This is a genomic window from Paramylibacter ulvae, assembly GCF_014652655.1.
In the GTDB taxonomy this organism is placed as follows: domain Bacteria; phylum Pseudomonadota; class Alphaproteobacteria; order Rhodobacterales; family Rhodobacteraceae; genus Amylibacter; species Amylibacter ulvae.
In genome coordinates this window covers 302,875-327,213 of sequence record NZ_BMZF01000003.1, presented here as the reverse complement: position 1 = coordinate 327,213, position 24,339 = coordinate 302,875, and the positions used below count along the sequence as shown (strand labels likewise).

The 24,339-nt window shown below is 49.7% G+C and carries 23 protein-coding genes; 10 read left to right on the top strand and 13 right to left on the bottom strand.

All coding sequences use genetic code 11. The features are described 5' to 3' along the window. Complete coding sequence (locus tag IE094_RS08350; RefSeq protein ID WP_229802161.1) at positions 1–1,092, bottom strand: biopolymer transporter ExbB; 1,092 nt, start codon at positions 1,090–1,092, stop codon at positions 1–3. Positions 1,093–1,300: 208 nt separating this feature from the next. On the opposite strand from IE094_RS08350, the gene IE094_RS08345 reads away from it, so the two are divergent. Together IE094_RS08345 and IE094_RS08340 are read left to right on the top strand one after the other, a co-directional pair. Further along, positions 1,301–2,239: an SPFH domain-containing protein gene (locus IE094_RS08345; RefSeq protein WP_189640173.1), complete on the top strand. Its 939-nt coding sequence runs from the start codon at positions 1,301–1,303 to the stop codon at positions 2,237–2,239. Between the two features lie 18 nt (positions 2,240–2,257). Continuing rightward, complete coding sequence (locus IE094_RS08340) at positions 2,258–2,737, top strand: NfeD family protein (RefSeq protein ID WP_189640172.1); 480 nt, start codon at positions 2,258–2,260, stop codon at positions 2,735–2,737. Here the strand turns inward: IE094_RS08340 and IE094_RS08335 are convergent. Then, positions 2,734–3,270 (bottom strand): gamma-glutamylcyclotransferase, encoded by a 537-nt coding sequence (locus IE094_RS08335; protein ID WP_189640170.1) that lies wholly within the window; start codon positions 3,268–3,270, stop codon positions 2,734–2,736. The two genes, IE094_RS08340 and IE094_RS08335, sit on opposite strands and share 4 nt — an antisense overlap. Before the next feature lie 63 nt (positions 3,271–3,333). Here IE094_RS08335 and IE094_RS08330 point away from each other — a divergent pair, with 63 nt between their 5' ends. After that, positions 3,334–4,347: a DUF2125 domain-containing protein gene (locus tag IE094_RS08330; protein WP_189640162.1), complete on the top strand. Its 1,014-nt coding sequence runs from the start codon at positions 3,334–3,336 to the stop codon at positions 4,345–4,347. Here the strand turns inward: IE094_RS08330 and IE094_RS08325 are convergent. From IE094_RS08325 to IE094_RS08310, 4 genes are read right to left on the bottom strand one after another with little or no spacing between them, the layout of a single operon-like run. Beyond that, positions 4,344–4,931, bottom strand: coding sequence for an extensin-like domain-containing protein (locus tag IE094_RS08325; protein WP_229802160.1), 588 nt, complete (start codon positions 4,929–4,931; stop codon positions 4,344–4,346). The two genes, IE094_RS08330 and IE094_RS08325, sit on opposite strands and share 4 nt — an antisense overlap. Beyond that, entirely contained in the window at positions 4,921–5,844 is a 924-nt protein-coding gene (locus IE094_RS08320; protein WP_189640158.1) for a prephenate/arogenate dehydrogenase family protein, read from the bottom strand. Before IE094_RS08320 ends, IE094_RS08325 begins: the two co-directional genes overlap by 11 nt. Continuing rightward, positions 5,841–6,932 (bottom strand): histidinol-phosphate transaminase, encoded by a 1,092-nt coding sequence (gene hisC / locus IE094_RS08315; protein WP_189640155.1) that lies wholly within the window; start codon positions 6,930–6,932, stop codon positions 5,841–5,843. The genes IE094_RS08320 and hisC overlap by 4 nt, the downstream gene beginning before the upstream one ends. A gap of 55 nt (positions 6,933–6,987) precedes the next feature. After that, positions 6,988–9,231, bottom strand: coding sequence for a primosomal protein N' (locus IE094_RS08310; protein WP_189640153.1), 2,244 nt, complete (start codon positions 9,229–9,231; stop codon positions 6,988–6,990). A 44-nt stretch (positions 9,232–9,275) separates the two neighbouring features. Between IE094_RS08310 and fsa the strand changes: the two genes are divergently transcribed. The 4 genes from fsa to IE094_RS08290 are packed head-to-tail and all read left to right on the top strand — an operon-like array spanning position 9,276 to position 12,307. Next, positions 9,276–9,929 carry a fructose-6-phosphate aldolase gene (fsa, locus tag IE094_RS08305; RefSeq protein WP_189640151.1) on the top strand — a complete coding sequence of 218 codons (654 nt, stop codon included), beginning with the start codon at positions 9,276–9,278 and terminating at the stop codon, positions 9,927–9,929. Between the two features lie 11 nt (positions 9,930–9,940). After that, a complete protein-coding gene (locus tag IE094_RS08300; RefSeq protein ID WP_189640148.1) occupies positions 9,941–10,660 on the top strand; it encodes a DUF484 family protein in 720 nt (239 codons plus the stop codon). After that, positions 10,653–11,573: a tyrosine recombinase XerC gene (locus IE094_RS08295; protein WP_189640146.1), complete on the top strand. Its 921-nt coding sequence runs from the start codon at positions 10,653–10,655 to the stop codon at positions 11,571–11,573. The genes IE094_RS08300 and IE094_RS08295 overlap by 8 nt, the downstream gene beginning before the upstream one ends. A gap of 38 nt (positions 11,574–11,611) precedes the next feature. Beyond that, on the top strand, positions 11,612–12,307 hold the full coding sequence (locus IE094_RS08290; protein ID WP_189640144.1) for a CDP-alcohol phosphatidyltransferase family protein: 696 nt from the start codon (positions 11,612–11,614) through the stop codon (positions 12,305–12,307). On the opposite strand, the gene IE094_RS08285 is transcribed toward IE094_RS08290, so the two are convergent. The 3 genes from IE094_RS08285 to ileS all read right to left on the bottom strand — a co-directional run bounded on the left by IE094_RS08285 (position 12,294) and on the right by ileS (position 16,656). Then, positions 12,294–13,130 (bottom strand): EamA family transporter, encoded by an 837-nt coding sequence (locus IE094_RS08285; RefSeq protein ID WP_189640142.1) that lies wholly within the window; start codon positions 13,128–13,130, stop codon positions 12,294–12,296. The genes IE094_RS08290 and IE094_RS08285 overlap by 14 nt on opposite strands. A gap of 62 nt (positions 13,131–13,192) precedes the next feature. After that, the gene (locus IE094_RS08280; protein WP_189640140.1) at positions 13,193–13,648 is read right to left on the bottom strand and encodes a methylated-DNA--[protein]-cysteine S-methyltransferase; all 456 of its coding nucleotides are present in this window, start codon (positions 13,646–13,648) and stop codon (positions 13,193–13,195) included. 104 nt (positions 13,649–13,752) lie between these two features. After that, on the bottom strand, positions 13,753–16,656 hold the full coding sequence (ileS, locus tag IE094_RS08275; RefSeq protein ID WP_189640138.1) for an isoleucine--tRNA ligase: 2,904 nt from the start codon (positions 16,654–16,656) through the stop codon (positions 13,753–13,755). Positions 16,657–16,907: 251 nt separating this feature from the next. Between ileS and IE094_RS08270 the strand changes: the two genes are divergently transcribed. After that, positions 16,908–18,092, top strand: coding sequence for an FAD-dependent oxidoreductase (locus IE094_RS08270; RefSeq protein WP_189640136.1), 1,185 nt, complete (start codon positions 16,908–16,910; stop codon positions 18,090–18,092). Here IE094_RS08270 and IE094_RS08265 read toward each other — a convergent pair. Further along, positions 18,089–18,532: an RrF2 family transcriptional regulator gene (locus tag IE094_RS08265; protein WP_189640134.1), complete on the bottom strand. Its 444-nt coding sequence runs from the start codon at positions 18,530–18,532 to the stop codon at positions 18,089–18,091. The two genes, IE094_RS08270 and IE094_RS08265, sit on opposite strands and share 4 nt — an antisense overlap. Positions 18,533–18,848: 316 nt before the next feature. Between IE094_RS08265 and IE094_RS08260 the strand changes: the two genes are divergently transcribed. Next, positions 18,849–19,160 carry a group III truncated hemoglobin gene (locus tag IE094_RS08260; RefSeq protein ID WP_229802159.1) on the top strand — a complete coding sequence of 104 codons (312 nt, stop codon included), beginning with the start codon at positions 18,849–18,851 and terminating at the stop codon, positions 19,158–19,160. Between the two features lies 1 nt (position 19,161). Here IE094_RS08260 and IE094_RS08255 read toward each other — a convergent pair whose 3' ends face one another. Both IE094_RS08255 and IE094_RS08250 read right to left on the bottom strand, forming a co-directional pair. Continuing rightward, complete coding sequence (locus IE094_RS08255) at positions 19,162–20,199, bottom strand: YcjF family protein (RefSeq protein WP_189640132.1); 1,038 nt, start codon at positions 20,197–20,199, stop codon at positions 19,162–19,164. Beyond that, the gene (locus tag IE094_RS08250) at positions 20,196–21,617 is read right to left on the bottom strand and encodes a YcjX family GTP-binding protein (protein ID WP_229802158.1); all 1,422 of its coding nucleotides are present in this window, start codon (positions 21,615–21,617) and stop codon (positions 20,196–20,198) included. The genes IE094_RS08255 and IE094_RS08250 overlap by 4 nt, the downstream gene beginning before the upstream one ends. 97 nt (positions 21,618–21,714) lie before the next feature. Here IE094_RS08250 and truA point away from each other — a divergent pair, with 97 nt between their 5' ends. Next, entirely contained in the window at positions 21,715–22,482 is a 768-nt protein-coding gene (gene truA / locus IE094_RS08245) for a tRNA pseudouridine(38-40) synthase TruA (RefSeq protein ID WP_189640262.1), read from the top strand. Here truA and IE094_RS08240 read toward each other — a convergent pair. Next, positions 22,479–24,242 carry a SulP family inorganic anion transporter gene (locus tag IE094_RS08240; RefSeq protein WP_189640130.1) on the bottom strand — a complete coding sequence of 588 codons (1,764 nt, stop codon included), beginning with the start codon at positions 24,240–24,242 and terminating at the stop codon, positions 22,479–22,481. The genes truA and IE094_RS08240 overlap by 4 nt on opposite strands. Positions 24,243–24,339: the final 97 nt, after the last annotated feature.

Here is a 24,339-nt window from a genome sequence, read left to right as displayed (position 1 = left end):
TTATCTTTTGCCCAGTTGCGCCAAGTTTTTATTCAACAAGCTCAGATCGCTACGCAGTTCGGATAAACCTTGCGCACGCCCTGCTGCCATTTCTTCGAGCATTTGGGATAATTGCCCATCCATGCTACGCAGTCGCATACGCGTTTCGGCGTCTAAAATACCGTCACCCTCGGCTTGCATACGCGCAATGGCATCGACAATTTGTGATTGCCCCCGCGCGATTTCAGATAATGACTGCGCGTTATTTGTCTGGGCGTTGTTTGCATGTTCAATCATCTGTTCAACTGCATTGGCCATCTGATCCATGCGACCAGCTGTTTGCGCCAATATCACTTGTAGACCTTCCATCTGAACGCTGGCACTTTCAAAAAGACCTGCGGACATAATCGCATCGCCACCATCACCAGTTGATCCCAGTTTGGTAATGGATGAAAGCCATTCTTCCAACTCGCCATAAAACCGGTTTTGCCCGCGCCCCGAAAACAGATCAAGCAATCCCACGATCAATGATCCCGCCAGCCCGAGTAATGACGATCCAAACGCCGTGCCCATACCACCCAATTGCGCCTCTAGGCCCGTCATAAGATTGTCAAACACACCCATGGCTGAATCACCCTCTTGCGGGGCGAGTGATCGGATTGTATCCACCACCGCTGGAATGGTGGTTGCAAGCCCGTAAAACGTACCTAACAACCCAAGAAAAATCAGCAAATTGATGATGTAACGCGTTATTTCACGCCCTTCATCCAGACGTGTTGCAACGGAATCTAAAATCGAACGGGTTGACGTAGACGTTAGCGCAAAACGTGCGGCGCGTTCGGATAGCATCGCCGCCAATGACGCCAATATATTGGGTGCCTTAACAAAATCATGCCCAGGGCGATCAAACGCAAAACCTTCGATCCAATTCACCGATTTGATCAACGTAAACACCTGCCAAAAACACGATATCATCCCGCATAAAAACACTAAAATGATGACACCATTCAAATATGGCGACGCCAAAAATATCGGTGATACCGCTGGATATGCAAAATATGTACCCACAGAAACAAGCCCGACCAAAATCATCATCGTGATGATTTGATTCACGGGCTGCGTGAAACGCACGTGTATTTGCCTGTCTAGACTTGTCATCTTTTACATTTCGCTCGTTGTTTTGCCACAGACTAACGCCAAGTTTCAATTATTCCAAACAGTAAGTTTCGGTCATATTCAGGCCGCATTCATGGTGAATTCAGTTGTAAATCACCTTAAAAATACCCACATAGGTAGAAACATTTAACAAAAAGGAACAGCAATGGAATATTTCGGCGCTTCGACGATCGCAATTCTCGTTTTTGCAATCATATTGGTTTATTTATCGGTCAAAGTCGTTTCACAAGGCGAACAGTGGACGGTTGAACGTTTCGGCCGTTATACGCGCACATTAACGCCCGGTTTGGCATTTTTGATCCCTTTCATCGACAAGGTCGGTGCGAAAATCAATATGATGGAAACGGTTCTGGATATTGATAGCCAAGAAGTGATCACCAAAGACAACGCAATGGTCATGACCGATGCTGTAACATTTTACCAAGTCGTCGATGCGGCAAGCGCGGCATACGAAGTGCGTGATTTACAGCGTGCCCTGTCAAATCTGACTATGACCAACATTCGTGCGGTTATCGGTAATATGGATTTGGACGAAAGCCTTTCGAACCGCGATTTCATAAACTCTAAACTACTCAGCGTCATTGACGAAGCGGCGTCGCCTTGGGGTATCAAAGTGACCCGCGTTGAAATCAAAGATCTGGCACCGCCACCTGACATTAACGAAGCGATGGCGCGTCAGATGAAAGCGGAACGTGGCAAGCGTGCGGATATTTTGACCGCCGAAGGTCACAAACAATCTGCGATCTTGAAAGCCGAAGGTGAAAAAGAAGCACAAGTGCGCGAGGCTGAAGGCCGCCGCGAAGCAGCATTCCTTGACGCCGAAGCACGTGAACGTGCCGCCGAAGCGGAAGCAAAAGCGACCGCAATGGTATCAGAAGCGATTGCCAAAGGTGACATTCAGGCGGTGAATTATTTCGTGGCACAAAAATACACCGAAGCATTGCGCGACATCGCCGCCGGCCCAAGTTCAAAAACAGTTATGATCCCACTAGAGGCATCAAATCTGCTGGGCAGCATCGGTGGGATCGCTGACATCGCAAGGGCCGTATCTGGCGATGATGGTCCGCTAAAGTTGAAAAAGTAACAGAAAGGGCTGGTTAACATGGAAATGCTTTCGCAAACATTCGGTTTCCTCGAAGGAATGTCACCGTGGTGGTGGGTTGCATTGGCCTTTGGCTTGGCAGCGCTTGAAATGGCGACATTCTCGTTTTTCCTGATCTGGCCAGCCCTCGCGGCGCTGTGCATGGCGGCACTGACGGCTGCCAGCCCATCATTATCCGCGGGTGTTCAGGTTATAACCTTTTCGGCGATTTCAATCGCGCTCACATACATTGGGCGTTTGTTATTTCTAAAATACGGCGATGGCGGTGGCGAAGGTGACGCGATGTTGAACCAACGTGGCGCACGTTTCATTGGCCGCGTAGGAAAGGTATTGGAATTTGCCAATGGCGAAGGTGTGATCGAATTAGAAGGCATGCGCTGGCGCGCAAAATGGCCTGAAGGTCATACAAGCAAAGCTGGTAAATCCGCACGCGTGACACAGGCCAACGGCATGGTGTTAGATGTGGAAGCGGTTGATTAAACCGCCAGTTCTTTTACGCGCTGAGTCAACCACTCAAGCTCTGGGTCGTGTAGACCCAGAGCATTCAAACAATCGGTGGTATTATACAAATATTCGGTATTTGGCCCACGCCCACCAACAGCCGTTGAAATCATCCGCGCCTGTTCTTCCAATTCCAGATGGCAATATTGTACGTGATGCGGGTCAATCACATAAGTAACCGCCAACGCTTCGCCACCGTCTTGGAATTTAATCGGCAAGATTTTTTCGACATAGGCTGATGAAATCAATTCACGTTCACGCAGATATTCAATCGTTTGATCCGCATGTTCAGCGGCGACGTTAAACGCAACCCCGTTACAGGTCCCGCCATCGTGTTCATCAAGTGCGAGAACCAAACCATTGTGATCCTCTGTGCCGCGGTGATGGATTGAACGCATACAAAAGCTGCGCATATACCCATCAAGCGTTGCAATTTTCTGGGCGGCGACCTTGAAACCAGGGTTCCAAATCAAAGAGCCATAGCCAAATACCCAAAGATCATTCGTATTCATCAGTCTTGGTTCCCGTTTGAACACGCGTTATAGAGACGCCAAAGAATTTAGGAAATAACAAAAATGCGCATTCTTGTCATCGCTATACTTGTCGCGGCTATTGGTTGGGCGGCCTATTGGTTTATCGGTTCCAGCGCCCAAGAGCGTTCGGTAAATCGCTGGCTTGAACAACAACAAAATGCGGGCTGGGTTGCGAATTCCAGCAATGTGAATGTGCGTGGTTTTCCAAATCGATTTGATACAATTATTTCGGATTTAGAAATCGCCGACCCGAATTCTGGCTGGGCGTGGTCTGCACCTGAAATGCAATTCCTGATGCTGAGCTATAAACCAAACCACATTATCGCACAGTGGCCACAGGCCCAAACCGTATCAACACCAAACCAAAACATCACAGTGGACAGCGCAGAAATCAGTGCAAGCGTGGTTTTTCGTGCAAACACCGCATTAGCTCTGGAACGTTTCACCGCCAGTTTGGACGATGTTAAATTGATCAGCAACCAAGACTGGAATAGCCATATTCAATCTGCGATTTTGGCAATGCGCCGCACGGATGCATCCGAATTTTCATATGACATCGCATTTGATGCACTTGGCTTCACCCCGCCAAGCGATATCAAAGCAGGGTTCGATAAATCGGGCATCCTGCCTGAAACCTTTCAGACAGTCAGCGTCAGCACCACCGCACATTATGATGCCCAATGGGATCGGTTAAGTGTTGAGGGTAATTTACCAACGCTCACCAAATTGGATATCACCGATGGTCGCGCTGTTTGGGGCGGGCTTGAACTTCAAGGTACGGGTTCACTTGCTATTGACGCCCAAGGTTATCCAACAGGCAAGCTCACTGTACGTGCGAAAAACTGGAAAGACATGATTAAACTGGCGCAGGAAAATGGTGCCATTGATGCTGGTTTGGCGCGAAAATTGGAAACAGGTCTGGGGCTAATCGCCATGCTTGCAGGCAATCAAAATACGCTGGATGTTCCGCTGTCATTTGCCAATCGTATGACCAGTATCGGCCCCATCCCGATTGGGCCTGCACCACAAATTCGTAGACCACGATTGAACAATTAACGGCAATATGGCCCGTTTCGATATCGCGCAGTATCAAAATGAAAATGATCGCGGTGATGGACGTCTGAATTGGGACCGAGCACCGTGCCAAAAATTCCACAAGCATTGGCGTGAACCTTGTTCAACGGTTTGCGATATTTACCCTTACCCCAGTCATTTAGAACCGAAACCTTTTTCCCGTTCTTTAATGTGAAACCTGCGATATCAATAGCATGACCCAATGAGTGTTCAGACATTTTCGCACCTGGCTTATTATTACGCGTACGGCACGAATAGCTGGCAACGACATGCAATTCCGCAAGTTTACCCTTGCGTTTAAATGCAGGTTTCGCCGATTTTTTGACCCAAGTTTTCAATGCCTTTGCCGTTGTGCAATCAATCAGTGCCGGCGTTGACAGACGAACATCATCCACCAATGTCACCCGTACGGGGCTCACGATACCACAGCCCACTGTTTTGGCCATGATGGGGGTCGCAATTTCTCCCCGAATTTTGCGATCCCCGCAAATTTTTGCATCTTGGGCAAATAAGGGTGTTGCCAACACGCTCGCCAATACAACAATCTTCAACCCATCAATCATCATGCGGCACGTTCCGTCCAAAATTGGGTACATCCATATCTTGCCCTGCATCCAAAATACCACGGCGAATGGCGCGAGTACGGGTGAAATAATCGTGCAATTGCACCCCGTCACCACGACGAATGGCACGTTGCAGATCAAACAGCTCTTCTGTGAACCGCCCCAAGATTTCTAGCGTCGCCTCTTTGTTGTTTAAAAACACATCGCGCCACATGGTTGGATCAGATGCGGCAATCCTTGTAAAATCGCGAAAACCAGCGGCGGAGTATTGAACCACTTCTTCATCGGTAACACGCCCCAAATCATCGGCCACCCCAACCATGGTATATGCGATCAGGTGGGGCACATGTGACGTGACCGCCAACACCAAATCATGATGCGCTGGATCCATTGTTTCAACATTGGCACCAAGTGCGCGCCAGTATGATTGTAACTGCGAAACCTCTTGTACATGCGGTGCCCCCACGGGCGTTAAGATACACCAACGATTATCAAACAGTTCGGCAAAACCGGATCGCGGCCCTGATTGTTCCGTACCCGCCAACGGGTGTGCAGGGATGAATGACACATTATCGGGCAGGATTGGTTCAATCGCGGCGATAACGGCCTCTTTCACCGACCCAACATCAGATACCGTTGCACCCGATTTTAGATTTGGCGCGATTTCAAGCGCGACATCCGCCATCGCCCCAACAGGAACGCACAAAACCACCAGATCGGCATCAAACACCGCCTTGGCTGCGCTGTCTTCAACACGATCACAAAACCCAATTTCCAGTGCGATATCACGGGTTTCTTTGGATCGGGCATAGCCGATGATTTCACCAGCAACGCCTGCGCGTTTCATCGCATGTCCCATGGATGACGCGATCAATCCCAACCCGATGAGCGCAACCTTTTCATAAATGATGCTCATGTTGATTGTCCCTGTTTAAACGTGATCAAAACGCTGGCAACACGTTTGCAATCAATGCCCTTGCCAATAGTAATGCGTAAACAATTAGGGAGGTTATAACCCTTTACCGCGCGCACAAGCAGGCCATTTTGCTGCAATGCTGTGTTTGCATTGTCGGCCTCGGTTTCACTGGAAAAACGAACAAGGATAAAATTCGCAAACGATGCATCCGATGGCACGCCCGCATTGCCAAGTTCGCTCGCCAACCAATCACGCCATTTGGCATTTTCAATGCGACAGGTATCAACATATTCCTGATCATTCATTGCGGCCAAGCCCGCCGCCAAAGCCGCAGAATTCACATTGAACGGGCCGCGCATGCGCCCCAAAATATCAATGATCCTTTGCGGGGCATATGCCCAACCCAAGCGCAAACCACCAAGCCCGTAAATTTTGGAAAACGTGCGTGTCATGATGATATTGTCCCGCTGATCAATCAGCGATGCACCACCATCAAATCCATCGACGAATTCGGCATATGCGCCATCCAACACCAACAATGTTTGATCTGGCAAACCATCGGCCAAACGCACAACCTCTGCGGCGTCAATCATTGTTCCTGTTGGGTTATTTGGGTTCGCAATAAATACCAGTTTGGTGTTTTCGTTGCACGCAGCCAAGATCGCATCAACATCAGTGGTGCGGTTGGTTTCTTGCACGACCACGGGTGTTGCACCCGCCGCCAATGTGCAAACCTTGTACATCAAAAAGCCATGTTCGGTGAATACGACCTCGTCGCCCTCACCCGCGAATGCTTGGGTTAAAAACGTGATAATTTCATCGGAACCATTGCCGCAAATAATACGGCTCGCATCCAGTTCATGCACATGCGCAATCGCATCGCGCAAATCCCCGTGGTCCGATGATGGATAGATGTTAAGATATTTTGACTCTTCGCGATACGCAGCAATCGCCTTGGGGCTTGGCCCCAATGGGTTTTCGTTGGAGCTGAGCTTGACCACATTTTCAACGCCATCAAGATGCCCTTTGCCACCGACGTACAATTCAATATCCATAATGCCAGGGCGCGGTGTAATTTTCGAAGTCATAGTAATATCCACTTGATTGTAATGTCTTTTAACGTGGCAAATTATCTTTTGCCAGTTAGTAAAAACTCTGCGGGTCGATATCGATGTTCATGCGCACATTGTTGGGCAAGCGAATCCCCGCGCGCCACGCGGCCAATGCGGGCTGCAACATCACGCCCTTTGGCGCTTTCACCAACAATCGAATACGATGTTTGCCACGTACCCGCGCAATTGGTGCGGGGGCTGGTCCATAAACCTCTGCCCCGATTTGGCGCAGCCCGATTGATGTTCGCACCAAATGTTGCGCCACGTTTGACACCACGGATAATTCAGGCCCCGTAATCACAATCCCCGCCATGCGCCCATATGGTGGTACGCCTGCCTGTTCGCGTGATGCAGCTTCTGCTTGCCAAAATTCATCTTCTTCACCTGCGATAATCGCCTTGATCACAGGGTGCTCAGGTTGATGCGTTTGAAGGTAGGCCACACCTTTTTTCTCGGCGCGCCCCGCCCGCCCTGCAACCTGTCGGATCAATTGAAATGTGCGTTCGGCGGCGCGTAAATCGCCGCCTTGCAGACCCAGATCACAATCAATCACACCAACACAGGTGAGCAACGGGAAATTATGCCCCTTGGCCACCAATTGCGTGCCGATGATGATATCCGCTTCACCATTCGCGATTTCGGCGATACGTGATTTTAACGCGCGGGCAGACAGCGACATATCTGATGATAATACCGATATGCGCGCATCTGGAAAACGATCGGCGGCCTCTTCTGCCAGCCGCTCAACACCTGGCCCGACGGCGGCCATGCGTCCCTCGACACCACAAGATGGGCATTTTTCGGGGATTGGTTTGGTTTCCCCACATTGATGGCACATCAGATGTGCGTGGAAACGATGTTCCACCATTCGCGCATCACAATGATCACACCCCACCTGTTCACCACACGCACGACACACGGTCAGCGGTGCATAACCACGACGGTTCAAAAACAGCAACGATTGTTCACCTAATTCAAGGCGTGCGTTCACCTGTGACACGAGGGTTGATGAAATCCAGCGCCCAGTTTCCAACGCGTCCTCGCGCAGATCAATCGCACACATGTCGGGTAATTCAGCCGCACCAAAACGTTTTTCCAAATCAATGCGCGTATATTTTCCAGCCTTTGCATTGACCCACGTTTCCAATGACGGTGTCGCCGATGCCAAGACAACGGATGCACCGCAAATTGATGCCCGCATCACCGCCATATCTCGTGCGGAATAAAACACGCCGTCCTCTTGTTTGTACGATGTGTCGTGTTCTTCATCGACAATGATCAAGCCAAGATTTTGAAATGGTAAATACAGCGATGAACGTGCCCCAACCACAACCTGTGCATCGCCCTGTCCCACCATGCGCCAACACCGGCGACGTTCGGTCATGGTAACACCCGAATGCCACTCGGCGGGGCGGCGGCCAAAACGTGTTTCGAACCGATCAAGGAATTCAACGGTCAGTGCAATTTCGGGCAACAATACCAACGCCTGTCGCCCTTGGCGCAAGCATTCGGCGACGGCCTCTAGGTACACTTCGGTTTTTCCCGATCCAGTGACACCCTTTAGGAGCGTGGTTTGATATGCCCCCGTTTGCAAATGCGCTTGTAATTGTGTTGCCGCTGATGCCTGCGAAGGCGTCAATGTTTTGCTGGGCAGCGATGGATCAAGTTTGGGGTATGGCACATCGCGCGGTGTTTCCAATTCAACGATAACACCTTGTTTGACTAAACCCTTAATCACCGATGGCGTCACCCCTGCCATTTGCGCCAATTCGCTGGGCATGAAATGCTGACCTTCTTGTTCTTCTAACACGGCCAAAACTTTTTCACGTGCGGGTGTCATGCGATCAGGCTGGCCTGATCCAAGTGCCACAACCCTTTGCATGCTGGGCGGATTTGTCAGACCCGGCGCACGCGTGGCAAGGCGCAACATCGCCGTCATCGGGGTAAGCGTGTAATCTGCCACCTTTTGCAAGAAAATTTGCATTTCCTCGCGCATCGGTGCCACATCCAGCACATTTGAAATCTTGCGAATCTTTGCGGGGTCAAATTTGCCCTCGCCAGCACCCCAAACCACGCCCAACACCTTGCGCGGGCCAAGTGGCACCTCGACATAGGCGCCTTGCATCACGCCGCCCTCTGGTGCTTTGTAGTCCAAAAACCGATCCAGCGGTTGCGCCGTTAACACCGCAACCAGCGCTCCTTGGGCATAGAAACCACGTGTTTGGCCTGTTTCGATCAATCTGGTATTTCCTAACGGGGTTTCATCATATAACATTCGCGTCGAGTGAGCATCAAACCACATAACCACGAGGGAATACTATGAAATTTTTTGCAGATACAGCAGTAGTTGAAGAGATTGCTGAATTGAACGAATTGGGGATCGTGGATGGTGTCACAACGAACCCTTCATTGATCTTGAAATCTGGTCGTGACATTTTAGAAGTGACCAAAGAAATCTGTGATTTAGTTGCTGGGCCTGTTAGCGCCGAAGTTGTTGCAACAACCGCCGATGAAATGATTGCCGAGGGGCGCAAATTGGCAAAAATCGCAGATAACATCGCGGTTAAGGTTCCATTGACATGGGATGGTTTGAAAGCCTGTAAAACGCTGTCGTCAGAGGGCAACATGGTGAATGTGACCTTATGTTTTTCTGCCAACCAAGCATTGATCGCAGCGAAAGCAGGTGCCACATTCATTTCTCCGTTCATTGGTCGTCTTGACGATATCAACATTGACGGTTTGGATTTGATCGCAGACATTCGCACAATTTACGATAACTACAATTTCGAAACTGAAATTTTGGCGGCATCAATTCGCACAGTAAATCATGTTAGCGAATGTGCCCGCATTGGCGCCGATGTTATCACCGCACCACCATCCGTTATCAAAAAGCTTGCGTCGCACCCGTTGACCGATAACGGTCTAGAAGCATTCATGAACGACTGGGCAAAAACTGGTCAAAACATCCTATAAGGGCTTTGCGCATGACTTCAGAGGTATCAATCTCCGATCTTCGCGATACGATTTTGCGTGATCCCAATGCGATCCTAAATGACCGAGAGGTCATGCGCGCGCTTGTTTCTGCTGATGATGCGACCAAGGGTGATAATATTGTTGATCTAAAAACCGCTGTTGTTCAACGCCTTGAAGAACGGCTTGATCAATTGGAAGGGCATCACAAAACCATTTTGTCGGCGGCTTATGACAATATCGCATCCACCAATCATTTGCACCGCGCGGTTTTGGCGGCATTGGAACCAAACAGCTTTGCCGAGTTTTTGAATTTCTTAGACGGTGGTTTGGCCGATGTTTTGAATGTAACAATGGCCAAGCTGTGTATGGAAACCGCCCATGTAACCGAACGCGATATTCCAGCACTGCGCGAAGAATTTGGCAAAGGTGTCGTCTTTTTGCGCGAAGGCGAGGTGGATCATTACATCACGCTGGGTCGCGAGGTTGAGCCACGCCTGATCACATTGCGCCAAATCAAACGTGGTATTACAAAGATTCATGATGAACACGCCGATCACATCCGATCGGAGGCATTGCTAAAACTGGATTTGGGAACGGGCAATCGTGTTGGCCTGTTGGCATTGTCTTCACGCGACACCGATCAATTTTCACCGGCAATGGGCACCGATTTATTGGTGTTCTTTGGCGGAGTGTTCGAGCGCATCTTGCAACGCTGGCTTGCGCATGAATGAACGATCAGGCGCGTATGATTTGATGGAACGCTGGTTGACCAGCATGACCGCCCTGCGCGGAACAGCCGAAAAAACCATACATGCCTATCGTAATGACGTTTCCTCGTTTTTGGGTTTCTTAACCAACCACAAAGCAGCAGCAACATCGCAAAAAATGCTGGCAGACGTCACCACGCGTGACATGCGTGCATGGTTATCATTTGAACGCCAACGCGATTTATCCCCCCGATCCATGGCGCGTGCATTATCTGCAGTCAAAAGCTTTTATGGGTGGCTATCCGAAACCACGGATATGAACGTGACTGCCGTATTGGCAACCCGCGCACCAAAATTCAAAAAACCACTGCCCCGCCCCGTGGAACGCACCGCTGCTGTTGAATTGATCAGCACCGTTGAATTGCAATCAATGGATGGCTGGATCGGCGCACGTGATATGGCCGTTGTCACCTTGTTATACGGTTGTGGGTTGCGCATATCCGAAGCGCTTGGTTTGAAATTCAAAGACGCTCCATTGCCCGATGTGTTAAAAATTCGCGGCAAAGGTGGCAAGGAACGCATGGTGCCCGTATTGCCCATCGCACGTAACGCGGTGGAAACATATCGTAAACTTTGCCCACATGCCCAAGACCCAAATGACGCATTGTTCCTTGGCAAACGTGGCGGGCCATTAAACCCACGTCTGATTCAAAAGGTTGTGGAACAGGCGCGGATGCAGCTTGGCCTGCCTGCAAGTGCGACGCCACATGCGCTTCGCCATTCATTTGCAACACATTTGTTAGAGGCAGGCGGCGATTTGCGCGCGATCCAAGAATTGCTTGGCCATGCATCGCTTTCAACCACACAAGCATACACATCTGTTGACCAAGCACGCCTGATGGAAGTTTATCGCAAGAGCCACCCTAAAGGGGCCTAATTGGTTGTAAATCCAAACCAATCAGATAAGACAGTTATATGACATTACGTATCAAAGCGCTCAGCGTACATTATCTAACCGCATCAGGTGCCGTATTCGCAATGCTTGCGACATTGGCGGCCGTCAATCTGAAATGGGATTTAATGTTCCTTTGGCTCGTCGTAGCATTCATCGTTGATGGCATCGACGGTCCACTTGCACGCAGATACGATGTAAAAAAAAATGCGTCAGAATATGATGGCGTTTTGTTGGACTTGATCATTGATTATCTGACTTACGTGTTCATACCTGCCTTCGCATTGTTCGAAAAAGGATTGTTAAACGGTTGGTCGGGTTGGGTTTGCATTATCGTAATTGCATTCACATCCGCGCTTTATTTTGCAGACACCCGCATGAAAACCAAAGATAATAGTTTTTCGGGCTTCCCGGGGTGTTGGAATATGTTTGTTCTGGTGATGTTTGCAACTGAACCATCATGGCAAATCATACTTGTGCTAACCGTCATTCTTGCGGCGAGCCAATTCACACCGTTGAAATTCATCCACCCGGTACGCACCGAACGGTGGCGTAATATCAGCCTGCCGATTGCTGCATTATGGACCGTCATGGCAGGCATTGCCGCATGGGAAAATTTCCATGCTGGGCCAATCGTAACAGGGATATTGATGGCAACCAGTTTGTATCTGTTATTGGTTGGCATCGTACAACAAATGTTTCCTGCTAAATCCGCGTAACGATTACGCCCAACATTATTACAAGGGCAGCGATCATCTTGCCCTTGTCAATTTTTTCACCCATCAACAGAAATCCGATCAGGATGGCAAACATCACAGATGTTTCGCGCAAACCCGTAACCAACGCGATGGGTGCAATCGTCATTGCCCAAACCGCAATCCAATACGCCCCCACAGACATCGCACCCGCAGCAAGCCCTAAACCCAACGTTTTGGGAGCTAGCGGAATTACGCTAAATCCACGCCGCCAGGTTCCCCAAACCGTAAATATGATCGCATCAAAAAAGAACAACCAACCAACATACCCCGAAACATCGCCCGACAAACGCGCACCCATGCCATCGGACAACGAATAACCCGCAGTCCCAATCGCAGAACCGATCGCAAATGGCAGCAACGCGCGTGACTCACCCATGGTAAACACGCCGCGCGCCAACAATAAAATACCACACCCCACCAACAGAACACCCACGACGTGATTTGATTTGATTTCATCTGGCAAAATGAAAAAACCGATAACCAAAACAATCATCGGCGCAAGCCCACGCGCGATGGGATAAACGCGCGATAAGTCCCCGCGTTCATACGCCCCTGTGAGGCAAAATTTATAAATCAAATGGAATAAAACAGAAATCGCCAGCAGTCCCCAAGCGGGTTTTGCCGGTGGCGCAAATTGCCAAATCATGATCAACCCGATCAGACCATGCGCAATGGACAGCAACACCATGCCTTGTAATTTATCAGCACCGAACTTCACCGCACCATTCCACGCGGCATGCAAAAATGCCGCAAAAATTACGGCAGAAAAAACAGAAAAGCTCACGGTGATCTCCTAATTTTTCAGACCACAATACGCCGCCGTAATCTGATTGAAAGCGATTTCATTCAAATTAACAAACCCGCAGCCCCTTCAAAACGCAATAATTTCACTTTGGTTTCAACACCACCCTCACCTGAATAACCACCCAAGCTATTCGCGCCCAATACACGGTGGCATGGGATGATAATTGGGATCGGATTGGCACCACAGGCCTGTCCGATTGCTTGTGCGGGGGCGTCAAGTGCGGTCGCGATATCGCCATAAGTCACTGTGCGGCCTTTGGGAATTTTCGACATTTGGCGAAAAACAAGCTGTTGAAACAGACTGCCTTCTGGGTTGAGCGGTAAATCAAATTCATCGCGATCATTGTTGAAATATTGTTCCAACTGAAACAACGCGGACTTTATCAATCCTGTACGCGTACCACTGTTTTCGCCACCCCAATTCAACTGGGTTATGGCACCATCCTGTTCAACAACAGAAACAAATCCAACGGGGGTTTTTATGACACCACAATTCATTCACAGCCTCTTTAAAACACTGAAAAGAGTGTGCGCGAACGCACCCTGCTGTGTCTATGGATTTTTTTAGGGCACTGACATGCAGCGCCCTAAATAATATTCCATTAACCAAGCGCGTCGTTACAACGCGCACACGTGCCCGCATGTTTATGCGTGCCAACGTCTGGCAATGTTTTCCAACACCGCTCGCATTTATCACCCGATGCTTTGGCAAAAACCACAGCTACGCCATCAACATCATCCAATTTGAACGCGCCGCTTGGTGCATCTTCTCCGCTGATGGTGATACCAGATGTGATGCACACATCGGCAAAATCGATGCTATCAAGATAGCCACACACTGTGGCATCCGCCACATAAACGGTTGGCGCGGCCTCAAGGCTTGCACCGATATTTTTGGCGGTACGCTCAACTTCGATTGCGCCCGTTACAACACGGCGTACTCGACGGATCGCATTCCATTTTGCATCTAGTTCTGGATTCAACCATGCCTTTGGCGTTTCGACGAAATCCTCTAGATGCACAGATGCGCCATCGGCGTCCATACGTTCCAACCAGACGTCTTCCATTGTGAAACACAACATTGGCGCCAACCATTTCGTTAAACGATGGAACAGGATGTCCAGAACCGTACGCGCCGAACGGCGTGCGATGCTATCATCACCATCACAGTATAAAACATCCTTGCGCACATCGAAATACACAGATGACAAATCAACGGTGCAGAACTGAAATAACTGTTGGAACACGCCTTGGAAATCATAGGCAGCATAACCATCGCGCACCACATCATCCAATTCGGCCAATCGATGCAGAACCCATTGTTCCAGCTCGGGCATATCAGCAGGATCAACCTTCTCGGCGTCGCTAAACCCGTTCAAATTGCCAAGGATAAACCGCATGGAATTGCGCAAACGGCGATAGCTGTCTGCAACACCTTTCAAGATTTCTGGCCCGATACGCAAATCGGCGGTGTAATCGGCCTGTGCCACCCACAGACGTAAAATATCCGCGCCATACTGTTTGATTACCTGTTCTGGCGCGATTGTATTGCCCACGGATTTGGACATTTTCATGCCCTTTTCATCCAAGGTAAATCCATGCGTCAACACGGCCTTATACGGTGCGCGACCATTCGTACCACATGATTGCAACATGGATGAATGGAACCAACCACGATGTTGATCCGTCCCTTCCAGATACAGATCCGCAATGCCATCCTCTGGCCCGTCTTCGCGATCACGCATGACGAACGCATGGGTTGACCCACTGTCGAACCATACGTCCAACACATCGTAAACCTGTTCCCATTCATCAGCATTGTAATCATTGCCAAGGAATCGTTCCTTGGCACCATCCGCGAACCAACAATCCGCGCTTTCGGCTTCGAATGCGGCCACGATACGTGCATTCACTGCATCATCGCGCAAGATGAAATCCGGATCAGTTGGCAATGCGTCTTTCTTGGTGAAACAGGTCAATGGCACACCCCATGCACGCTGGCGGCTCATCACCCAATCGGGGCGTGCTTCGATCATAGAATACAAACGGTTGCGACCTGTTTGTGGTGTCCACTTCACATTGTCGATCTCGGTCAATGCACGGGTACGGATGGTTTTGCCAAACGTATCATTTCCACCGATTTCTTTGTCGATTGCTGTGAACCATTGTGGCGTGTTGCGAAAGATGATCGGTGCTTTTGATCGCCACGAATGGGGGTAGCTGTGTGTCACACGTCCACGCGCAATGATGCCACCGACCTCGACCAATTTATTGATCACCGTGTTGTTCGCCTTGCCCTCTTTGCCTTTGCGATCGAACACTTCCAATCCTGCAAAAAACGGCACATGTGGCAAAAATTCAGATGCTTCGCCAACGTTATGGGTCATGCGATCCAGCCAGTTGCGTTTCATGAATACTTCGTAATCATCCGCGCCGTGGCTCGGTGCAGTATGTACAAAACCTGTACCCGCCTCGTTGGTGACGTGGTCACCGTGCAACATCGGCACATCGTAATCCCAGAAACCATCCGCGCCGTCAGCACCTGCCAATGGGTGCGCACATGTCATTGATGCCAATTCATCCGACGTGACATCGCGGATATATTTAAATCCGCCCTCTTCGACATTGGCCGCACCGAATGCTGCCAATGCAAGGGTGTGTTCCATGACGTAACGCTCGCCCACCGCGGCCCAGTTGCCGTCATGTGCTTCAGTCACTTCGTACAATGCGTATTTCAAACCCTCGTTGAAACAGATCGCTTTGTTTGATGGGATCGTCCACGGCGTCGTTGTCCAGATCACCACGCGCGCCGCCGCCAAATCATCCGCCACAGGGGATGTGATTTTAAACGGAACCCAGATCGTGTGTGATTTGTGATCGTGATATTCGACCTCGGCCTCGGCCAGTGCGGTTTTTTCCACCGGCGACCACATCACAGGTTTTGAGCCTTGATACAATGCGCCATTCATGACGAATTTCATGAACTCATCCGCGATCACGGCCTCTGCGTGATAATTCATTGTCAGATATGGGTTGTCCCATTTACCAGTGATGCCCAAACGTTTGAATTCGTCGCGCTGGATATCGATCCAACCTTCGGCGAATTTGCGGCATTCTTGGCGCAATTCCACAACGGGCACATCGTCTTTGTTTTTGCCTTTTTTGCGGTATTGCTCTTCGATTTTCCATTCAATCGGCAAGCCGTGGCAATCCCAACCTGGAACATAACGGCTATCTTTGCCCAGCATTTGCTGACTGCGCACGATAAAGTCTTTGAGGATTTTATTCAGCGCATGACCGATGTGTAAATGCCCGTTCGCATAGGGCGGGCCATCGTGCAAAACAAATGTTTCGCGCCCTGTTTTTTCGCGCAAGCGATCGTAAATGCCGATATCCGCCCAGCGTTGCAACCATTCAGGTTCGCGTTTGGGCAACCCTGCACGCATCGGGAAATCAGTGACGGGCAGGTTTAATGTCGTTTTATATTCGGGTGTGTCAGCGCACATATCGTTTCCAGTCTTGGAGAATTCTGTAAAGGGAAAGTGCGGCGCGGTATTCCATACGCCTTATCCCGGCGGTTCTGAGTTCAGAGCGCCGGGCAAATAATTCGTATAATAATCGCGAATAATCGTTCCATGACTTGGCTTATAAGCGTACAAAACCACTTCGTCCAGCCTTTGACAGTGGTGTTTTTATCCTATTCAGACACGGCCGATTATCATAGGTTTTGCACAATGGCACACCAAAGGAAACGAAGATGAAAATTGCGATTGTTGGATGTGGTATTGGGGGATTAGCAAGCGCAATAATGTTGCAAGAACAGGGACACGAATTAACCGTGTTCGATCAATTCGAAACCAGCGCCCCAGTTGGTTCAGGTTTGGTTATTCAACCCGTCGGACAACGGGTTTTATCATCCCTTGGTGTGTTGCATCACGCCATTGATGCTGGTGCAAAAATTTTCCACATGTTGGGGCATGAAACCAAACGCAACCGTGCGGTTCTAAATGTTGCTTACGGTGCCAAGGGTGGTGCTGACTTTGGTCTTGCCATCCACCGCGCTGCATTATTCGATATCCTTTGGAAACGTGCGAACGCCATCGGTGTAGCCATTGCCAATGGACACAAAGCAATACATTCAACGGCTTCAGACATCGGGCGCATGGTGACATTCGAACATGGTACAACAGTTGGGCCATTCGACCTTGTCATTGATGCCGCTGGTGCAAATTCACCACTTAGTCCGCTTGTGGCACGCGATCTTTCGTATGGTGCAATTTGGGGAACTGTTGATTGGCCAAACGGCACCAGTTTAGCACAAGATGAATTGCGCCAAAAATACCACCGCGCCAAAAATATGATCGGCATTTTGCCCCTGGGCACCATGCCAAATGACAACACTCCAAAGGCCGCATTGTTTTGGTCGTTACCACGAAACGGATATAATACATGGAAACAAAACCTTTTGTCGCAATGGCAGAATGATGCAATCGCATTGTGGCCAGAAATTGAACCATTTGTCAGCCAAATCAAATCACATGATGACATGACAATGGCGAAATATTCGCATGGTACTTTGCGGCGCCCCTATTCAGATCGACTTGTCCATGTTGGTGACGCGACCCACCGCGCCAGCCCGCAATTGGGACAGGGTGCAAATATGGCACTGCTTGATGCATATGCGATGGCGGAAAGCTTGCGTACAAAACCTTCGAATGCACTTGAAAACTATGCGCGTGCACGCAAATGGCACGCGGGAATTTATCAGGCGATGAGCTGGGCATTCACCCCGATGTATCAATCTGACAGTCGGCTATTGCCGATACTGCGCGATTATCTGCTTGCACCTGCCAGCGTTGTTCCACCCGTCCCGCAAATTTTGACAAAACTGGTATGCGGATCATTGGTGAACCCAGCACGTGGCGTTGCGCCGCTCGATTAAAACGCACTCTCGCTGTTCAACAGCCCATCCATCAATATTCTGTTTTTCACAACTTGATCCAGATTATACGCATCCAATACGCCGAAAAATGCCTGTTGCGCATCATGCAATGGGCCACGCAGGCCGCATTGTGCAAAAGCGCTGCAATCACAGGAACCAGCCGCGAAACATTCGGCCACAGGGACGTCACCCGATAAATGTCGCACAACCGCACCAATGTTGATGTCTTTGGCATCGCGCCCAAGGGTCAAGCCACCCGCACGCCCACGACCAGATTCTAAAAACCCACCGTGCACAAGTGCCGATGCGACCTTGGCAACATGATTATTTGATATGCCATAGCTGGTCGATATTTGCCCAACCGAAACACGCGCAGGTGCGGATGCATATACCTGCATCAATACCCGCAATCCGTAATCTGTAAATTTTGTTAACTGCATGGAGTTTAATTAGCATTTACAATGCGCAATTAAAAGCGTATTAATTACGCATCCAAAATACTTATTAAGGAATCGATGATGTCTCTCCTCAACACACTCGCCGATGCTTTCTTATGGCCTGACACCAAACTTTGTCTCTACTTTGGGATAAAACCAACCGACGAAATGGGTTTGATGCGGTCGTTTCTAAATACGCTGGTTTGGCTGCCCTTGGGCCTGTTGGTTGCGTATTACTGTGCCTGATCACGCAATAACACGCACAGATATTGAAAAATTGATCACGCATTTTTATTCATACGTTCGTAAGGATCCCATTTTGGCACCTATTTTTGCGATCAGCATTTCTGCGGATGCATGGCCAAGCCACGAAGACAAAATCACGCGGTTTTGGGCGAATGCAATCTTGCATGAACGTGATTATCAGGGCAATCCAATGCAAGCCCATCGCACCCAAGGCCATATTCACGCTGAACACTTTCCAATCTGGCTTGATCTATTTCAGCAAAGCGCGGAACAAGTGTTACCACCATCCAAGGCTGCATTTATGATCCGATTGGCGCGGCGCATCGGTGCAAGCCTGCAAATGGGAATTACGAATGACGCAAGGCTTGTGCCAAACCTGCGCTAGTTTACCCAAAAAACCCCACCAGCGCATTTTTCATCAATGCAGTTACCTTTGGACGTTTGAGCGCAACAAACGGCATTGGGCGGCAGACTTCCATTGCGGCGATGCCAACGCGTGCGGTTAATGCACCATTCACGACGCCTTCGCCGAAACGACGCGATAGTTTTGACAAAACACCCCCGCCAGCGATGGATCCAAGCATATCATCCCCAATTGCAACGGCCCCTGTTGCCACCAGATGTGCCGCCACCGTTTTCATCAATCGCCATGATCCAAATGTACCTGTTCGCCCGCCATAGATTTGCGCAACGCGGCGGATCATTCGAATGTTAGCGGTCAGAGCAATGACAATATCCGCCAATGCAAGTGGTATCATCGCGGTGGCTGTCGCCACCTGTCGTGCGGCGGATTCGATCTCTTTTTGGGCAAGTCTGTCCAAGGGTTGAAATAATGTATTTTCGGTAAAATGCATCTGTGATGCTGCATCAAATTGATCGTTTGAATGTTCGTGGTATTCGGCCAGCGCCCAACCGATTTCATCGCGTCCATTCAATAGTGCCGCGATTTTATCGCTGTGTTTTTTGGCGGCTACCAGATCACCTTGGACCAATATTTGTTCGCTGACCTCGCGCAAATCATCAATTTTACGCAGACGTGAAATGGCGCCCAGTTCGCGCAATACGATCAGCGTACATGCCAAAATCATCGCCGCAATCAAGCCCAGTGCGATACGGCCAAGCCAGACATTGCGGGCCAACAAATCCATTGTGAAATCCCAAAATGCAATCGATATAACCAAACCAAACAATGTAAACACCGCCCAGCCCAGAAACCTTAACAATCGCGATGGCCTTGCCGCAGCGATCTGTGCAACGGATTGCATTGCATCCCCATTTATCGGTGTGTCGATGATCGCAGGTGCATCTGCGGGGGACAGGTGCGCATCATTTAGAACCGACTTTGACTTTGGCGTGGTTCGTTTTGATTTTGTGGGTAGCGTATCCAGTTCAATCACAATCGGTGCTTTTTTCGTTTTGCTCATTTCAAACGATCTCCGATCAAAAATTCCGCGGCCTTATCAAGGCGAATATGCGGTGGGCCATCACCCGATTTCAGCGTCATATCAGCCGGCGCAAATCGCATGATTGCATAGTCATTATCCAACCAATTGTCAGCGCCCTGTTTTGCGATTGAAATGATAGACATGGGATCATCGGGTAATTCACCTGGGTACATTACCGCTTGTTTCCCTGTGTCCAGCAAGGTGCCGCGTACGCAATCCAATGTTTCTCCGTCGTGTTGAATAGTTTCTTCAACGGTGGTGCGCAAACTGGCGATCGCCATCGCGGCAGTATTCACTGATTTAACTTCTGCGCGATCCTTTGCATCACGCAACAGCGCCTGCATAATATTGGTTAACGCATTATGCTGAGTGTGGTGCAAATGATCTGCTTTGGTTGCTGCGAACAGGATTTTTTCAACCTTTTTCCCAAGCAAAGGCGCAAAAATTCCGTTTTGTCCGATGCGATAACAGGACAAAATATCGACCATTGCATTGCGCAAATCATTCACAGCTTGTGGTCCAGCATGGATTGCGCCAAGCGCATCAACCAACACAACTTGGCGATCAATACGGGCAAAGTGATTTTTGAAAAATGGGCGCACGATTTTGGATTTATATGCCTCGAAACGACGTTCGAATTCGCGGTACAGCGATCCGCGTTTCCGCGCGCCCTCTCGCAACGGTGCAAATGTTAAAACTGGCGAACCTTGCAAATCACCAGGCATCAAAAAACGCCCCGGCGAACATGCAGAAAATCCCGCTTCACGGCTTGCGGTGAGGTAACTTGTAAAACTTTTTGCAAGGTTTTGCGCCAATACTTCATTAAGGGGGGCATCGGCGTCAGTATCTTCTAGTTGCCCCAACCATTCGGTGGCTAAATCAGCGCGTTGCCCCAATTTGGCCAAAGCAATAGATTGTGCCGACCACTGTGCAAAGCTTTGATCGAGCAGCGGTAAATCCAACAACCATTCACCCGGATAATCAACGATGTCGATGTGCACCGTGCGTGGGCTGCGCAGGCCCGAAATGATCCCCGATGGTTGCACACGCAATGATAATCGCAATTGGCTGATCGAGCGAGTGGATCGTGGCCAATGTGGGTTTTTACCTGTCATCGCAGCAAGATGCGTTTCATAGTCAAACCGTGGAATCGTGTCATCCGGTTGGGGTTGCAGATACGCCGCGATAATTTTGCCCTGCGCCGCCGCACCCAATTGGGGCATGCGCCCGCGATCCAACATGTTGGCAACCAACGATGTGATAAACACCGTTTTCCCAGATCGCGACAACCCCGTAACACCAAGACGAACAACGGGTTCAAACAATGTTTCATTCACGCCGTCCGCCGCCGTTTCCGCCATACGCGTGATGTTATCGACGATATTTCCAACAACCAAATTCAGTATCCTTTATCTCTTTGACTATAGTTAGTGCCGCTGGCAGGTTTTTAATAGGGGTATTGGCAAATGCATGATTGCAATGTATCGCATCGCTATGCCCAGATATGCCCTAAAAATCGAATACCACGGAGCGCCATATGTTGGCTGGCAACGCCAGAAACAACATTTGGGCGTGCAACAAGTTGTTGAAGAAGCGTTGCAAAAATTGGAATCCGATTGCGGTACAATCTACGCTGCCGGGCGAACCGATGCCGGTGTTCACGCCACGGCTCAGGTTGCACATGTGGATTTGACCAAAGATTGGGACGCATTTCGCCTGTCCGAAGCGTTGAATTATCACCTGAAACCAAATCCCGTCGCAATCACCGATTGCGCATTGGTCGACGATGAATTTCACGCACGGTTTAGTGCAATTGAAAGACGCTATTTATTTCGTATTATTGCACGCCGCGCACCCACGGTTTTTGATGCAGGGTTGGTCTGGCAGGTAAACAATCCTCTTGATGTCAATGCAATGCAACAGGGCGCAAATCATTTGCTCGGGCAGCATGATTTCACAACGTTTCGATCCGTGATGTGCCAAGCACAAAGCCCGATAAAAACCTTAGATCAATTGGATATCCAAGAAATCCAACTTGATGGCGCAATTGAATATCGTTTTCATGTCCGCGCGCGTAGCTTTTTGCATAACCAAGTCCGCAGTTTTGTTGGCACATTGGAACGCGTTGGCGCCGGATCATGGCACCCTGATGATGTAAAAATCGCGCTCGATGCCGCTGATCGCGCGGCCTGTGGTCCCGTCAGCCCACCACAAGGATTGTATTTGGCAGAGGTAGGATACCCTATCCCGCCCTTTGGTTAACGATCCGTTTCCAGTTCCGTATCACGAAGGCGATCACATTCGCGAAACACATCGCGAATACAGGCCTTGCACACCCGCAAATTGAAATCGCGCGTTGCGTCCGCCACGGCCTCACCCTTGGAATGGAACAGCTTTTGTGGGCCCAGTTCATCAATCACATGCAAGCGTTCCAAACTGTCGATCAAAGTTTGCACATTGGCAACGATGCGAAAAGAACCGCCAACCGATCTGACTTCGCGGATGACGCTGATCAACAAATCTGCACCAGCCAAATCAACTTTGCCCCCACCTTTAAGGTAGAGCACCATATTGATCTGACGCGGATTGCGGCGTCGAATACGTTTCAGACGTTTTTCAACATGTTCCACAGAGCCAAAATAAAGCGGCCCGTCAATGCTTAGGCTGACCAATTGTGGGCATTGTTCCAGATCATTTTTCACGGCATCGCGGAATTTGCGATCCCCATTTGCGGCCACCATCGGTGCGGTGATCGTTAAATCGGGGCGCGCAGATTCATACACAAACACAGCCAGTGATGCGATAACACCAACATAAATCGCAAAATCCAATTCGATCAACAAACCCGCACCAAGTGTCAGCAACAAGATCACAGTTTCCGCGCTTTTCGTTTCGATGATATGTTTGATTTCGTGCACATCAATCAATTTCCACGCCACAAACAGGATCAAACCCGCCATTGCTGGGGTGGGAATAAACGCCACCAATTGCGCTGTGAACAACAAGATCAGCAATAAAAACACGCTTGCAAAGACACCAGACATTGGTGTCATCGCCCCAGCGGTTGCATTTACGCCACTTCGGGTAAACGAACCCGACCCTGCATAACATTGGAAAAACCCGCCGATGAAATTCGACATGCCTTGGCCGATCATTTCTTGATTGGCATCAAAGTTCTCTTTGCGTCGCACCGCGAATGCACGACCAATCGAAATCGCCTCTAACAGCCCAACCAATGCAATCGCCGCCGCACCCGGTGCCAAAACGCCGATATCGCCAATGGCGCTGGTCGGTGGTTTAAGGCTTGGAACGATAGCGGGTAATGCCCCGATCATATGCACGCCATGTGACGCGGCATCCAGTGCATATGCACCAAATGATCCAGCCAAAAGCGCAATCAAAAATCCGGGTAATTTAGGTGCAATTTTTTGAGATAGAATAGCAATCGCCAACGTCCCCAATGAGATCAAAACCGCATAATGGTTGATCGTTCCGATATTTTCAAACAACCGATAAATGCGTTCAACAACATTCCCACCGCGTTCAACATGCACGCCAAATGCCCCTGCAAGCTGGCTCACTGCAATCAACAACGCGGCAGCTGCGGTAAACGCTGTCATCACCGAATGCGAAACGAATGAAATTAGCCCGCCAAGCCGCCCTATCCCCCCTGCGATTTGAAACAACCCGACAAGGATTGTCATCATCAAGGCCAATTCGATATAGTGCGCCGAACCTGGTGCTGCCATATCGCTCAGCGTGGCGAACAGAACCGCCGAAATTGCCGTGGTTGGCCCCGAAATCATCACCATGGATGATCCAAACATCGCAGCAACCACCGCAGTGATCATCGCTGTGTACAAACCGTATTCCGCTGGCAGGCCAGCGATGGTGGCAAAGGCAACACCTTGGGGTAAAACAATCGCGGCATTGGTAAAGCCTGCAAAAGCATCTGCGCGCAAGGTTGTGCCTGTCACTTGGCCAAGCCATTGACGTGCGGGAAACGGATCGGGGTATCGCATGGAGCATACCAATCATATAGCAATAGGGGTTTTTTACGCCCTTACGCCCATGCGATAAAAATTACCACCCCAAGGTTGAACAAAATGCAATTATTAC